The sequence below is a fragment of the Chryseobacterium lathyri genome (assembly GCF_019970085.1).
Taxonomy (GTDB): Bacteria; Bacteroidota; Bacteroidia; order Flavobacteriales; family Weeksellaceae; genus Chryseobacterium; species Chryseobacterium lathyri.
On record NZ_JAHXYG010000002.1, the window covers coordinates 388390 to 403003 of the forward strand.

The window sequence follows — 14614 nt, forward strand, 5'->3', positions numbered from 1 at the left end:
TTTACATAAAAAGGTTAATATGGAGCAAATTTTTATCATTTCAGGAGAAGTAAAAACCGATATTTCTCTCGAATTTTGCACTTTCAAAGTAAAGATGGGATTCTGTTTTTATTTTTTATAAAAATCACTTAAAATTAATTCGAAAAAGAAGTTTACTCATAATGAAGATTGATAAAAGAATAATACCGTTAGCCATAGGTGGTCTGGGAATAGGGACTACGGAATTTACCGTAATGGGACTGCTTCCTGATATTGCCAACACTTTAAAAATTACCATTCCTGAAGCAGGACATCTCATCTCAGCTTACGCCATGGGAGTAGTGATCGGAGCTCCGATCCTGATTGGGTATTCCGTAAAATTTCCGCCTAAAAAAGTGCTGATGGTTCTAATGATCCTTTTCACATTATTCAACGGGCTTTCTGCAGTAGCTCCTGATTATACAAGTATGCTGATTATCAGATTTATGTCCGGACTTCCTCACGGTGCGTTCTTCGGAGTAGGAACAGTAGTAGCATCCCGTATGGCTGGAAAAGGGAAGGAAGCATTTTATATATCTTTAATGTTTACAGGGCTTACGGTAGCGAATCTGATCATGGTTCCACTGGTTACCTATATCGGACATGCTTACCACTGGAAACTTTACTTTGCAATTGTAGCACTGATCGGCCTTTTCGCCATATTGTTCCTGAAATTATGGCTTCCGGCCGTAGAATCCAACCAGGATACCCACTTCCTGGAGGAATTGAAATTTCTTAAAAATAAGCAGTCATGGCTGGTTTTAGGGATTACAGCGATTGGGTTTGGAGGACTTTTCACATGGCTCAGCTATATTACTCCTTTAATGACGATCGTGGCGGGAATCCAAAGCAACCAGATGGCGTATGTGATGATCCTTGCCGGTGCCGGAATGGTTGTTGGAAACCTTGCAGGAGGATTTATTTCTGACAGGCTGGGGCCCGAAAAAACATGTGCATTATTGATCTTTCTGATGATGATTTCTCTGGCAGGAGTGTTTTTCTTTGCAGATAACCAGAATATGGCACTCATACTGACATTTGTTTGCGGAGCACTGTCGATGTCCGTTGCGGCACCTATTAATATCATGATGATGAAAGCAGCTCCAAAAAGTGAAATGATGGCTGCGGCATTTATGCAGGCCGCATTTAATATTGCTAATGCGATGGGAGCATTTCTGGGGGGAATTCCTTTGGAATATGGGTTTTCCTTCAAATATCCTTCGTTAGTAGGAGTGGGGATGACATTCATCGGCCTGGCAATAAGTTTAAGATACAGATATTTGTACGGCAAACAAGCTCCTGATGATGAAACAGCGGTAGAATGTGTGCCTTGTGATAAGTAATTGTAAAGCTGAGACTAAGTTCAAATCAATTTCTAAATTTTGTCAAAAAATGTAGATGAGTTAATTATTTTATAAGACAGCTTAAAGGCTTATAACCAGCTGTATACATACAAAAGAGGCTTTGTTCTGTCGTTGAACAAAGCCTCTTTCTCTTTATAGCATAATGCTAAACTTCTACTTCATTACCGTTTTTACACCAGTAAAGAGCATTATATAAGTTTTCTTTAGGAAAGGATTTGAATTCTCCCGGCATCAGAACACTGAAAATATCCGTGAAGTTCTGTACCCCTTCTTTATCTGTAACAATAGCTGTACGGTTCCATTTTGTAAGATTTTTTAATCCTAAAAATGCGTCTTCAAGCCATGCGCCCATGGTAAAATTATCCAGATCAGTATCCAAATACAATAAGTAATTCAGCTCACCAAACTGATCTACTTTTTCTTTTACATGAGGAATGACAAGGTTTTCAAAATCTTTTTTCGTCACATCTCCGGTTGCACTGAACGCTGCAACATTTTCCGGAGCTTCTGGAATAATCGTTATCATACTAATTATTTTAAATGGTTGGATTTTAAAACTGGGTACAATAATTGCACCATAAATTGATAAAAAATCGTTAAAATACTTATAAATGTTATTGTTTTAAATGTAATATTCAATTATGGATCTAAAATCAAACGAACCTTTCTGGCTTTTAAAAAACGGACTAATAACTTCTTATCCGTCTCTGAAATCAAATAAAGATTGTGATGTATTAATTATAGGAGGCGGCATTACCGGAAGCCTTATTGCCCATCAAATGATTAGTGACGGTTTTAAAACGATCCTGATTGATAAACGTGAACTCTGTAACGGCAGTACTTCAGCAACTACTTCCATGCTGCAGTATGAAATAGATGTTCCTCTTTTTGAGCTTGAGGAGCTTATTGGTAAGAAAGGAGCTGTAGAGAGCTACAAAGCCTGTTCTGATGCAATAGATAGTCTCGAAAAACTTTCAAAACAGATCAGGTCTGATGCGGGATTTAAACGAAAGAAATCTCTGTATTTCGCATCAAAAAAGAAAGATGTCAGCTGGCTTAAGGATGAATATGCTGCAAGAAAAAATGCCGGTTTTGATGTAAAATGGCTGGAAGCAGATCAAATTGTAGAAAAGTTTGGACTTGAAAATACATATGGGGGAATTGTGTCCAGACAAGGAGCCAGTATTGATGCTTTCAAGTTTGCTCATGAACTATTTAAACATAATGTAAGAAAAGGCTTAGAAATATTTGATAAGACTGAAATGATAAAGGTGGAATATCATAAAGGTTTTAATCTGGTCACGGTAGACAGCGGTTTTCAGATCAAAGCTAAAAAAGTGATCTACTGTATCGGATATGAAAGCAAAAACCTGATCAAAGAAAACTTTGTTGATTTAAAAAGTACGTTCGCCATCGTTTCAGAAATCGATGTCGACAAATTCAAAAATATGGGAAGTACGCTGGTCTGGAATACTGATGATCCTTATATTTACATGCGTACAACAGATGATGGAAGACTTCTGATCGGTGGAGGAGATGAAGATTTCAACAATGCTGAAAAACGTGATGCTCTTCTCGATAAAAAAGAAAAAGAGATTCTGAAAAACCTAAAAAAAATAAAACCCGATTATCATTTTTATACAGATTTTGTATGGGCCGGAACTTTTGGGGAAACCAAAGACGGGCTGCCTTATATTGGGGAGCATAAAAAATTTAAGAACTCTTATTTTGTCCTGGGTTTCGGGGGGAATGGGATCACTTTTTCTGTGACAGGGATGGAAATGGCTTCACAGTTTATGAAAAATAAAAAACACGTGTTGTCTGAATATTTTCAATTCGGGAGATAAAACTGGTAGCTTCTGGAACCTTTGTCGCCAGTGTAAGCGGGTATTAAGAAAAGTGCAATAAAAAAATGGTGACTGCGAAGCCACCATTCCTGTTATTTCGAAGTATATCCATTCGTTTTTGCCTGCTCCAGAATAGATCTTTCAATTGCTTTTCCAAGATCATCAGAATCTGCATTGCCCCGTTTTTTCATTTCGGTATCAATGTATTCCTGACGTTTTCTTGACAGCTCTTCAATCTCCTTCTGGATTTTCTCACGCTCTGCAGATTTTACAGCAACTGCTTTTTTAATTTCTTCCTTGCTTTTGCCTTTTAATTCAGCTGGTAGCGCATCATCCTTCACAGTAGCAATAAATCCTGCATCACTTTCAGCTTTGTCCACCAGGTCCCAGTGGTCGTTTTTATAAGCATTCTTTTTAGATTTGGCTACGGTTCTTTCTACGTAATTGGAAGCCGACTGAACTTCTGCATTCCTGTCCTGGGTAACCTGCTTAAGCTTATATTCAGAGCCATGACTTCCATAATAAATATAGGTATCATTCAGCTTTGTATTGCATTCTGAGATTTTTACATCATAAGGCGTTTCAATATAAATCACCTTTCTGTCACTGTCAATATTGAAGTACTTGCCGCCGCCCACTACTGCTCCGTTCTGCCAGAAGGTTTGCGTCCCTTCTTCTCTATTCCCACAGAAAATAGTATTGGTATAAATGTTTTTGTTTTTAGCTTTGGAAATGACTTCCTTGTAATTTACTTTTCCCTGATCAAACGGCTCATTGCCGGCGATATAAATCAGTTTCATGCTTTTTTCGTTGCCATCCCAGTTCAGATTCATTGAGGCATCGCGGATCACGGCACCGCAATATTCACTTCCCCCATTAGTTCTTAAGGCAAATAATTTCTCGGAAACCAGATCCAGATCCTGCGTAAGAGGAGTAACCTGGCGGATATAATTTTCATCGCGGATCCCGTCATTCCCATATTCATAAAGGGCAATTTCAACCTGTGGAGTCTGTCCGTTATACTTTAGGGTGGTTAAAGTATTCACAATATTCCAAAGCCTTGATTTGGCCTGATCGATCAGCCCGTCCATACTGTTGGAAGTATCCAGCAGAAGGGCAACCTGGATTTTATTATCCTTTGATGTTACCCAAGGCTTTACTACTGAAGCATTTTGTATAAATGCTTTCCGACCTGATGTATTGCTGTTTGAGCAGCGGATGTCTGAAAAACTGCCTGAGCTTAAAAATGCGCTACCAGCTGTTAATGCTAAGATTTTTAAAGTTGTCATAATTCTATTTTTATTGGTTATCTGTTGTAATATTGAACCCATTTTTTCGGACCGAACTTTAACTGTCGATGTTTTTGTATGCTTCAGTAATAAATGTCGTTGCAGAGTTTATTGTTTTAATTCCTGAAGTAAAATTATCTGTATTTAAGGCTGAAAATTGGGAGACTTGGTGAAATGAGACTTTCACTTGGTGAACTTTAAAAACTGTTTAAGACAAAAAAACAGCCCTTCCGGACTGTCTTTTAAATCTGTTAATTCTAAAGGATTTCGTATCTCGTTTTGATGCTGTATTTCAGCTTGATATTTTCGATATTGTCAAAAGAAAAATCTACCGCAGTATCTGCCGCTTCCAGCTGTACATTTCTGATGCTGCTTTTATAGGCTACAGGAAGAACCGTATCGCTGGTGTAATCTTCAATTTCGATAATCTCAAGAGGAGCTCCTGTCTTTTTGCCCATACTCTCCAACAGGTAATCTGCCTTTTCCTTTGCTGCTTTTAGGGCATTGATCTTAACAGTTTTCTTAAAATCAGAAATTTTAGTGTTCTTCACTTCGGCCACATTCAGATTGCTTACCCATTTCTGGTTGAGGTCTTCAAATATTTTGTTGATATCCGATTTTGTATTGGCTTTGAACTGGTAGCTCTTCGTGAATTTTCCATTTTTAGCATATACATTCTGGTACATGGATTTAAATTTGATGTCTTCATTCTTCACGCCGTATTTCTTTAATGTTTCAAACAGCTTCTTTTCATTGTCTGCCAACTCATTCTTGTTATCCGCTTTGATGCCGATGCTGAAGATGATCTCATCCGGTTCTACTTCCATTTCTGCAATACCTGTAACTTCAATTGCATTTTTCTTTATCTCCTGTGCATTTGCAAAAGTTCCCAGGGTAAAGATTCCGATCAATAAAAAATGTCTCAATTTCATAATTTCTTGTTTTAAATTCTGAAGTAAAATTACTGCGATCTGAAACCGAAAATGGAGAGACTTGGTGAAATAAGGTTTTCACTTGGTGGAGGTCACAAAAAAAGACGATCCCTGTGAGAATCGTCTTTTCAAATTTTTTAAATGTGATTTAAACTATCCGGAATGGTTCAAAAATGATTAATAGATAAAGTAAACCTTCGATATTTTATCGTTTTTAATTTCGTAAATAGCTGTTGCTTCAGTCTTTACACCAGGTCTCAGGCCCGAAACGCTCTCTTTATCAATAACAGAATTAAGATTCACAATCCTCTGCTTGACTTCGCAATGCAGATCCGGAGATTTATCAAACAGACTGGAATAGGATTTTCTCATGGCTTCCTTTCCTTTGCTGATCAGCTTTCCGGGAAACAAATACAGTTCTACGTCCTCTGCATAAGGCTCCAGAAATGCTTCAATATTTCTTGCATTATAAGCATTCACCTGCTGCTGAGCCAGAGATTCCGGTGTCACTTTTACAATTCTTTCCCGGTCTATAGGAAGTCCACTTTTTATAACCGCATCAATATCAGTAAGGTGGTCCAGATTTTCAACAGGATTTGAATTCAGTAAAACAAGATCCGCTGCTTTTCCCACTTCAATGCTGCCGGATTCCTTTTCTTTATTAAGGATTTTCGCAGGATTAATGGTTGCCGACTGAAGAATCTGCCATTCATCCATCCCGCTTTCCTTCATGGCCTTAAGTTCTGTGATAAATGATGATGCATGTTGCGTTCCGATATTTCCGGCGTCCGTACCAGCAGCGATTGTTACACCTCCTTCAGCCATTTTTTTGAGATTGACAGTTCTGATGGAGTCCGTTTTTGAAATATAAGCTTTGATCTTCGGCTCACTGAACCTTGCTTTACGCTTATTAAGCATAACAGAGTCTGACGTTTGTGTAAGGTGCTTCAGGTCATACATGGAGCCAATGCTTTCAGGATGGGAATTTTCCAGCTCATAAGTATTGTAGGTCTTCTTTTGTCCGTAAGTATCATAATAATTATCCATTACCGTAAGGGTAGGGCATACAATAACCTTTTTTGATTTTAAAAGCTTTATAAAATCATCAGAAATCAATTCATCCTCTATATTGTGTACCAGGAAATCGGCACCGTTTTGTACGGCTGTTTCTGCGGTGAAGCGTTCTGTTGCATGAATGGCAACCTTTAAATTATTTTTATGAGCTTCGTCAATAACTGCTTTTATAGCAGGTTCCAATTCCTTTGCCTGTTCTTTCTTTTTCTGCGCATCTCCCGTTACAATATACCATATCTTAATAAAATCAGGTTGATAAGGAATCTGTTCCTGAACTAGTTTCTTAGCTTCCTCAACAGACGAAAGCAGTCTGAAAGGCTCATCTTTATTAAGATTTTTAAAAGCTTCAGGTTCATAAGTAGTAATGAGTGGTCCCGACATATACACTGAAGGCAGGCGTACATTCTCTTTCAAAGAATCCCTGAGTTTTAGCAAATTATACGTTGCCCCGGGATCAATCACTGACGTCATTCCCATTTTAAGATAACGCTGCAGAAGACCTTCCATATTATGATGGCTCCAGCTGATCTCTTTTTCATAAGGAACATGTTTTCTGAGATCAAGGGCATCCGGCCTTGTATACAGACCGCCGCTCTGGAAAAAATGGACGTGTGCATCCGTCATTCCAGGCATTAGGTATTTACCTTTACCATCAATAACATGGGAATTCTTTGGAATTTTGATCTGTCTGCTGGATTTTATTGCTGTAATTGGCTTTCCTGAAAAGACAACAGTCTGGGCAGGAATCAGTTTTTTGTGAATAACATCTACAACAGTTACATTTTCAATATAAATCTGCGCATGCAAAATGCTCATACAGAAAAAGGCGGCCAATGCGATCTGGAATTTTTTGCTCATGAGTTTGGGATAAAGTAACAATACAAATATAAGAAAAGACGCACTGCCCTCTGTTACAGAATTTAAGGAGCATGTAAAGAGGAAAGATTGATTTTTAATTGGGCAAACTGGGTGAAATGAAGTTTTGACTTGGTAAAGAATAGGAAAGGATCCCTAAAGTTTTACTTACTTTGCATTCAAGATCTGAAATTTGTGAAATTAGTTTTTAAAATACTGTTTATCTTCATGCTTGCTGTAGGAAATTTTTGTACAGCACAGGATTCCATGCAGGTTACTCAGGCCTACAAATCTGCGGTCAGACTCAGAAAAGCAGTGGACAATAACGATAACAAAGGTGTTGCCGATACCTATGTAGGAATTGCTAATAATTACTACAATCAAGGGAATTATGCCAAGAGCGAAGAGTTTTTAGTCAAAGCCAGAACCATTTACAAAAACCTTAACGATAAGAAAAATCTCGAATCTGTCACCCGGAAAATTGCCCAGTCACAGGAAAAGCAAAACAAAATAACTCCGGCCATCAGCAATTACAGCATGGCGGCCGAGATGAGTTACAATGAAAAAAGCAGAGCGGTCAATACCAATGATGCGGCAAGGCTTTCTTCTCCCAACGCTGAACAGAAGGTAGAGGCCATTCAGGATAATATCAATATAGGTCTTAAAACAAAAGATAAAGGCGATCTGGCAGCAAGTTACAGCCAGATGGCAGATGTTAATATACAGCAGAAAGATATTCCTAAAGCAGAAGAAAACCTCAACAATGCTTATGTTCTTTCTAAAAAAGAAGCTCCTCAGCAGGCATTGGAAATTAATCAGAAACTGACCAATTTCTATGTTGAAAACAGAAATTTTGAAAAAGCCATTGAGGCCAAAAAGAAAGTCCTGAAAGAAGATTTTGTCAAAGAAAATTCACAGGAAAAGGTCAATCAGATCCAGGAGCTGGCTGATATTTATATAAAGAAGAATGATCCGGAAGAGGCTGTGGTATTATTAAAAAATGCTTACGGAATTGCTCTGGAGAAAGGGCATACACTTGAAGCTCAGAAAAGCGTAAAACGACTGGACAGCCTATACAGTATAACAGGAAATACGGATGCCTCAGTGTCACTGTATCGCGATTTCCTTGGGAAACTTCCGGATATTGTGTCCAAAGACAGAAGCCTGGTAGATAATAAAATTCTGGAAGATACTGAGCAGAGAATTTCACAGCTTGAAAAGGAAAAAGAGCTGAAAGATCAGCTGATCCGTAAGAAAAATGTCTTTAATTACAGCCTGATCGGAGTTCTGATCCTGTTAACCGGACTGATTATCTTTATCTTCAGAACGCTGAAGAAAGTTCAGATTAAAAATAAAAAAATCGCCCTGCAGTCATTACGGCGTGAAATGAATCCGCATTTTATCTTTAACAGCTTAAACAGCGTCAATCATTTTATCGCGACAAATAACGAACTGGAAGCTAACCAGTATCTTACGAAATTCTCTAAATTAATGCGTGGCGTCATGGAAAATTCCACCGAAGATTTCATTCCTCTTCAGCAGGAGCTGGATTTGCTTCAGAATTATCTTGCTCTCGAAAAGACACGTTTTGTCGATAAATTTGATTATGAAATTAGGGTAGACGAAAGCCTGAATATGCAAAGCCTGAAAATTCCAGGAATGCTTGTCCAGCCGTTCCTTGAAAATGCGGTCTGGCACGGACTGCGCTACAGAAGTGAAAAAGGATTTTTGAAATTAAGCTTTGAAAAAGAAGACCAGCATTTAAAAATCACCATTGAAGACAACGGAATAGGTATTGAAGAAAGCAAAAAGCAAAAAACCGAACACCAGAAAGCAAGAGAAGGCCGCGGAATGAAAAATACACTCGAAAGAATTCAGCTCCTGAATGATTTGTATAAAAAAGATATTACCTGCTCTGTAAAAGACAAAGAAAATAGCAGTGGCGTTTTGGTTACCTTAAAAATTAATCTTATTTAAAACAATGAAAGCCTTAAAAAAACTTCCTGTCAGATCCTGAATTCAAAAACGGTAAATATCAGTAAATCCATTCACCACTTAAGACCTGTTATCTAATATCTGTAACCTCTAACCTGAAAAAATGAAAATACAATCCATAATCGTAGACGATGAGATCATTGCAAGAGAAGTTCTCAGAAATTATATCACGAAATACTGCCCGCAGGTAGAAATTGTAGGAGAGGCAGAAAATATCAAAGAAGCCGTTCCCCTGATTGCTGAAAAACAGCCGCAATTGGTCTTCCTGGATGTAGAAATGCCTTTCGGAAATGCCTTTGACGTGTTGGAAGCTACCAAAGAATTTTCCTACGAAACTATCTTCATTACAGCATTTTCTCAATATTCACTACAGGCACTTAATAAATCGGCCAGTTATTATATTCTAAAACCGATAGATATTCAGGAACTCATTCTTGCAGTAAATAAGGTGGCAGAAAGCCTTGAAAGTAAAGAAGAGCTCAACCGTAATAAAATACTTCTCGAAAATTTAAAATTGAAACCTGAAAAACAACAGCTCATTCTTCCTACACTTCAGGGATTTGATGTTGTAAAAACTGAAGATATCCTAAGGCTGCAGGCAGACGGAAATTTCACACAGGTTTACCTTACCGACGGCTCAAAAAAGATGGTCTGCCGTTTCCTGAAACATTTCGATGACCTGCTGGAAAATCCTTTTGTAAGAGTTCACCGCTCCCATATCATCAATGCAGGATTTGTAAAATCTTACCATAAAAGTGGAACTGTAATGCTTTCAGATGATACGGAAATTGAGGTTTCAGGCAGTTTTAAAGATAATTTCCTGAAAGTCTTTTCCTAGAATTTCTTTCCTTAACAGCTTAAAGGCATTATTTTTGAAGTTTTCACCGCAATCACGCAAAATATCCAATTATGAAAACTCTTCAGAAAATTGCGGTTCCGGTTACATTAGGTCTTCTGGGGCTGGTTGTTTACAATTCCTGTTCTCCCGGAATTACAAAAGGAGCTGTTGCCGTCAATAATTTTGATGCTAAAAAATATCTTGGAAGATGGTACGAAATTGCCCGTTTCGATTACAGGTTTGAGAAACATATGGATAACGTCACCGCCGAATATTCCGAAAATTCAAACGGTTCCATCAGTGTCCGCAATAAAGGCTATGATTATGTTAAAAAAGAATGGAAAGAATCCATCGGAGAAGCCAGGTTTGTAAAAGATAAAACCGAAGCCCGCCTTAAGGTTTCATTCTTCAAACCAATCTGGGCCGGTTATAATGTAATTGATATCGATGAAGATTATCAATACGCCTTGATAGCAGGAAGCAGCGTAAAATACCTTTGGATTCTATCCAGGACAACCTCTATTCCTGAAAGCATAAGACAGCGTTTCCTCGAAAAAGCGAAAAGATTAGGATATAATACCGATGAGCTTATTTGGGTAAGGCATAATCAGTAATTTAGAAATCACTATTTTAGAGAAAATACCAATTGTGAATTTTGCTTTGCAAGTGAAATGTGAACTTTTTTAGAGGTAAAATCTCAGACTGAGGTTAAGGTTTAGAGGATTATTTAACATGCCCAGACTCTTTAACCAAAAAGCTCGAATCCAAACATGAAAATTCATAACTCAAATTTGCTTTAAAAATCCTATAGCACTCAGACCCCATACCTTCGCTATCGCGAAATAGTTATAGTTTTAAACAGTATCAGCCAAAGATAAAAAAAATCATTTTATGTTGTCATAGCCGCAGATTTTTACGTCATTTGCAGGACATTTTCTTTCAAGAATTTATATATGGAAAAAGCTGTTCTGATTACTATAGGTGATGAAATCCTTTCCGGGAACACCATTGATACCAATTCTAATTTTATTGCCGCAGAACTTAAAAGCATAGGCATACAGGTTACACAGATTTTTACAATTTCAGACGAGATTGCCATTATTAAAAATACTTTAAAAACTGCTTTTGAAATTGGAGACCTTGTCATTACAACAGGCGGCTTGGGCCCGACAAGAGATGATAAAACCAAAAAAGCACTGGCTGAATATTTTAATGATGAAATTGCACTGGATGAGGCAACCTTCAACCATCTTAAAAACTATATGGAAAGACGCGGCCGCCTGGATATCCTTGAAAGAAACAGAGAACAGGCTTTTGTTCCTACAAAATCGGTTGTTTTTCAAAATCATTTCGGAACCGCACCATGTATGATGATGGAGCAGGACGGAAAATTATGTTTCAGCCTTCCCGGGGTTCCTTATGAAGTGAAACCGTTGATCAGGGAACAAATCATTCCTTATTTAAAAGAAAAATTCAATCTTTACTATATCCATACCAGGATAGTTTCTGTAGTAGGCATTCCCGAAAGTATTCTCGCAGATATTATTGAACAATGGGAGCTTGCCCTTCCTGAAAATCTTGCATTGTCTTATCTTCCGGTAGGAACACGTGTGAAATTGAGGCTGACTGCTTCAGGAGATAACGAAGCTGCTCTGAAACAGCAGGCAGAAGATGAAATCCAGAAGCTTCTTCCTTTGGTAGGTGATCACGTTATCGCCGTGTCGGAAGACAAAATAGAAAAAATTCTGGCAGAGATGCTTAACGATAGAACACTGACTATTTCCACTGCAGAAAGCTGTACCGGAGGTGAGCTGGCAAGAATGATCACATCCAATTCAGGAAGCTCAAAATATTTTGTAGGGGGAATTGTACCTTACGCCACAGAAAAGAAAATAGAAATTTTAAAAGTCTCCCAGCAGACTGTAGATGAATTTACAGTGGTAAGCGAGCAGGTGGCCAGCGAAATGGCAAAAGGATGCCAGAAATTATTTGACTCCGATATTTCCATGTCCACAACAGGTGTTGCGGGCCCTGGTAAAGGTGAGGACGGTAAAGAAGTGGGAACCGTTTTTTATACCATACGGATCAAAGACAAAGAAGTCACTTCAAAACTGTATATGCCTCATCTGGACAGACTTGATTTTATGAATTTCGTTTCCCAGAAGATCATTCAGGATCTGGTAGGCCTATTGATTTCGGAGTAGTTTTTTACTAAAATAATAAAAAATTATAATTGTTAATTTTTTATTGAAAAGAATTGTAACAGATTATAAAAAAGACAGACATATACTATAAATTTGCTATCATAATGAAAAAACTAACGCTTTCTTTGTTTTTACTGGCAGGAGTTTGCTCACTTAATACAGTGAACGGACAGGCAAAAGCCGTGAAAACAGCAGTTAACAGCACAGATAAAGGCTTGGATATTAGCCTTATGGACACTTCTGTACGTCCGCAGGATGATTTTTATAACTACGTAAGCGGAACTTGGATGAAAACCGCTAAAATTCCATCCGATAAGCCGACCTGGGGAAGTTTCAACAAACTGGCAGAAGATACAGATAATAACTCAATGACTATTCTGAACTCTCTTCTGAAAGATAAATTTGAAGATGGAAGCGAGGGGAAGAAAATCCAGGATCTGTATGCTACTTATATGAATATGCAGAAGAGAAATGCAGACGGAATCAAACCTATTCAGGCTAATCTGAATAAAATTGATGCGATTAAAAATCTGGCTGATCTTCAGAACTATTTGATATCTGTAACAAAAGACGGAGAAAATACTTTGTACGGATGGGGTGTTGATGCAGATCTTAAAGATTCTAAAATGAATGCCGTGTACTTAGGAAATGCTTCTTTGGGATTAGGAAGAGATTATTATCAGAAAGTAAACGAAAAAAATACTGAAGCTCTTGCTGAATATCAGAAATATGTAGCTTCCATGCTTAAAGAATTAGGCTACAAAAATGCTGATGCAGCGGCAAAAGGAATCGTTGATTACGAAAAAAGCATTGCAAAAACATATCTTACCAACGAACAGAGCCGTGACAATACACTGCAGTACAACCCTAAAACAATGGCTGAGCTTTCAACATTGGTAAAAGGTGTTGATATCCCTGCTTACCTTAAAAAAGTAGGAGTAACTACAGATAAAGTGATCATCGGAGAAATTGGATATTACAAAGAATTCGATAAATTGGTGTCTGCTCAGAACCTTCCTGTGATTAAGGATTATTTAAAATTCCACATGATTCACGGAAGTTCATCTTACCTGAGTGAGAAATTGGGGAATATGAGATTTGACTTCTATGGTAAATACCTGAGAGGTCAGCAGGAGCAGAGAGCATTGAACAAGAGAGGTTTTGAATTGATCAATGGTACACTTGGTGAAGCTTTCGGAAAATTATACGTTGAAAAATACTTCCCTGCTGAAGCGAAAGCACAGATGGTGGAACTGATCGACTATTTAAAGAAAAGCTTTGCGGTTCATATCAATAATTTAGCGTGGATGTCTTCTACAACGAAAGAAAAAGCAATGAACAAACTGAACAAGTTTACAGTAAAAGTTGCTTACCCGGACAAATGGAAAGACTATTCAAAATTAGATATCGTTTCTGAAGCTAAAGGTGGAAATCTATACAGCAATCTTCAGAATATTTCCGAATGGCAGTACAATAAAGATCTTGCAAAAATCGGTAAAGCTGTGGACAAAACAGAATGGGGGATGACGCCGCAAACGGTAAATGCTTACTATAACCCGGTAAATAACGAAATCGTTTTCCCTGCTGCAATTCTTCAGCCACCTTTTTTCAATCCTAAAGCTGATGCTGCCGTAAACTTCGGAGGAATCGGTGCTGTTATCGGACACGAAATGAGTCATGGATTTGATGATTCAGGAGCCCAGTTTGATGCAGACGGAAACCTGGTAGACTGGTGGACGCCGGAAGATAAGGCCAACTTCGAGAAAGCAACTAAAGCTCTTGCTGCTCAGTATGACAAATACGAGCCTGTAAAAGGAACTTTCGTAAACGGTACCTTCACAAACGGTGAAAATATCGCTGACTTAGGAGGAGTAAATATTGCTTACGATGCACTTCAAATGTACCTGAAAGATAAAGGAAATCCAGGGAAGATCAGTGGATTCTCTCAGGATCAGAGATTCTTCCTAAGCTGGGCAACCGTTTGGAGAACTTTATCCAGTGAAAAATATATGGTGAACCAGGTAAAAACTGACCCGCACTCTCCGGGATACTTCAGAAGTTTCGGTCCACTCATCAACGTTGATGCTTTCTATAAAGCATTTGATGTGAAAAAAGGAGACAAATTATACAAAACTCCGGAAGACAGAATCAAAATCTGGTAAAAATAACAAGCCGCTCAGCAATGAGCGGTTTTTGTT

At 38.1% G+C, this 14614-nt stretch carries 11 protein-coding genes; 7 read left to right on the forward strand and 4 right to left on the reverse strand.

All coding sequences use genetic code 11. The features are described from left to right. Positions 1–161 precede the first annotated feature (161 nt). Positions 162–1361, forward strand: a complete 1200-nt coding sequence (locus tag LC418_RS07165; protein ID WP_223558597.1) for an MFS transporter — start codon at positions 162–164, stop codon at positions 1359–1361. A gap of 166 nt (positions 1362–1527) precedes the next feature. Here the strand turns inward: LC418_RS07165 and LC418_RS07170 are convergent, their stop codons facing one another. Then, a complete protein-coding gene (locus LC418_RS07170) occupies positions 1528–1908 on the reverse strand; it encodes a SpoIIAA family protein (protein WP_111956020.1) in 381 nt (126 codons plus the stop codon). A gap of 115 nt (positions 1909–2023) precedes the next feature. On the opposite strand from LC418_RS07170, the gene LC418_RS07175 reads away from it, so the two are divergent. Continuing rightward, positions 2024–3229, forward strand: coding sequence for an NAD(P)/FAD-dependent oxidoreductase (locus tag LC418_RS07175; RefSeq protein WP_223558598.1), 1206 nt, complete (start codon positions 2024–2026; stop codon positions 3227–3229). A 92-nt stretch (positions 3230–3321) separates the two neighbouring features. Here LC418_RS07175 and LC418_RS07180 read toward each other — a convergent pair whose 3' ends face one another. The 3 genes from LC418_RS07180 to LC418_RS07190 form a co-directional block, all read right to left on the reverse strand. After that, a complete protein-coding gene (locus tag LC418_RS07180) occupies positions 3322–4518 on the reverse strand; it encodes a vWA domain-containing protein (protein ID WP_223558599.1) in 1197 nt (398 codons plus the stop codon). Positions 4519–4775: 257 nt separating this feature from the next. Further along, a complete protein-coding gene (locus LC418_RS07185; protein ID WP_111956026.1) occupies positions 4776–5450 on the reverse strand; it encodes an SIMPL domain-containing protein in 675 nt (224 codons plus the stop codon). Between the two features lie 177 nt (positions 5451–5627). Next, on the reverse strand, positions 5628–7382 hold the full coding sequence (locus LC418_RS07190) for an amidohydrolase family protein (RefSeq protein ID WP_223558600.1): 1755 nt from the start codon (positions 7380–7382) through the stop codon (positions 5628–5630). 192 nt (positions 7383–7574) lie between these two features. Between LC418_RS07190 and LC418_RS07195 the strand changes: the two genes are divergently transcribed. The 5 genes from LC418_RS07195 to LC418_RS07215 all read left to right on the forward strand — a co-directional run bounded on the left by LC418_RS07195 (position 7575) and on the right by LC418_RS07215 (position 14578). Next, entirely contained in the window at positions 7575–9356 is a 1782-nt protein-coding gene (locus LC418_RS07195; RefSeq protein WP_223558601.1) for a histidine kinase, read from the forward strand. 121 nt (positions 9357–9477) lie between these two features. After that, positions 9478–10212: a LytR/AlgR family response regulator transcription factor gene (locus LC418_RS07200; RefSeq protein WP_111956030.1), complete on the forward strand. Its 735-nt coding sequence runs from the start codon at positions 9478–9480 to the stop codon at positions 10210–10212. 71 nt (positions 10213–10283) lie between these two features. Continuing rightward, positions 10284–10826, forward strand: a complete 543-nt coding sequence (locus tag LC418_RS07205) for a lipocalin family protein (protein ID WP_111956032.1) — start codon at positions 10284–10286, stop codon at positions 10824–10826. Between the two features lie 339 nt (positions 10827–11165). Next, entirely contained in the window at positions 11166–12416 is a 1251-nt protein-coding gene (locus tag LC418_RS07210; RefSeq protein ID WP_223558602.1) for a CinA family nicotinamide mononucleotide deamidase-related protein, read from the forward strand. Positions 12417–12520: 104 nt separating this feature from the next. Then, entirely contained in the window at positions 12521–14578 is a 2058-nt protein-coding gene (locus tag LC418_RS07215) for a M13 family metallopeptidase (protein ID WP_111956036.1), read from the forward strand. The last annotated feature ends 36 nt before the right edge of the window (positions 14579–14614 follow it).

What these genes read in the sequence shown, in the direction of transcription:
- LC418_RS07165 (WP_223558597.1), top strand. Translation starts at nt 162, where the DNA reads ATGAAGATTGATAAAAGAATAATACCGTTAGCCATAGGTGGTCTGGGA.
- LC418_RS07170 (WP_111956020.1), bottom strand. Translation starts at nt 1,908, where the DNA reads ATGATAACGATTATTCCAGAAGCTCCGGAAAATGTTGCAGCGTTCAGT.
- LC418_RS07175 (WP_223558598.1), top strand. Translation starts at nt 2,024, where the DNA reads ATGGATCTAAAATCAAACGAACCTTTCTGGCTTTTAAAAAACGGACTA.
- LC418_RS07180 (WP_223558599.1), bottom strand. Translation starts at nt 4,518, where the DNA reads ATGACAACTTTAAAAATCTTAGCATTAACAGCTGGTAGCGCATTTTTA.
- LC418_RS07185 (WP_111956026.1), bottom strand. Translation starts at nt 5,450, where the DNA reads ATGAAATTGAGACATTTTTTATTGATCGGAATCTTTACCCTGGGAACT.
- LC418_RS07190 (WP_223558600.1), bottom strand. Translation starts at nt 7,382, where the DNA reads ATGAGCAAAAAATTCCAGATCGCATTGGCCGCCTTTTTCTGTATGAGC.
- LC418_RS07200 (WP_111956030.1), top strand. Translation starts at nt 9,478, where the DNA reads ATGAAAATACAATCCATAATCGTAGACGATGAGATCATTGCAAGAGAA.
- LC418_RS07205 (WP_111956032.1), top strand. Translation starts at nt 10,284, where the DNA reads ATGAAAACTCTTCAGAAAATTGCGGTTCCGGTTACATTAGGTCTTCTG.
- LC418_RS07210 (WP_223558602.1), top strand. Translation starts at nt 11,166, where the DNA reads ATGGAAAAAGCTGTTCTGATTACTATAGGTGATGAAATCCTTTCCGGG.
- LC418_RS07215 (WP_111956036.1), top strand. Translation starts at nt 12,521, where the DNA reads ATGAAAAAACTAACGCTTTCTTTGTTTTTACTGGCAGGAGTTTGCTCA.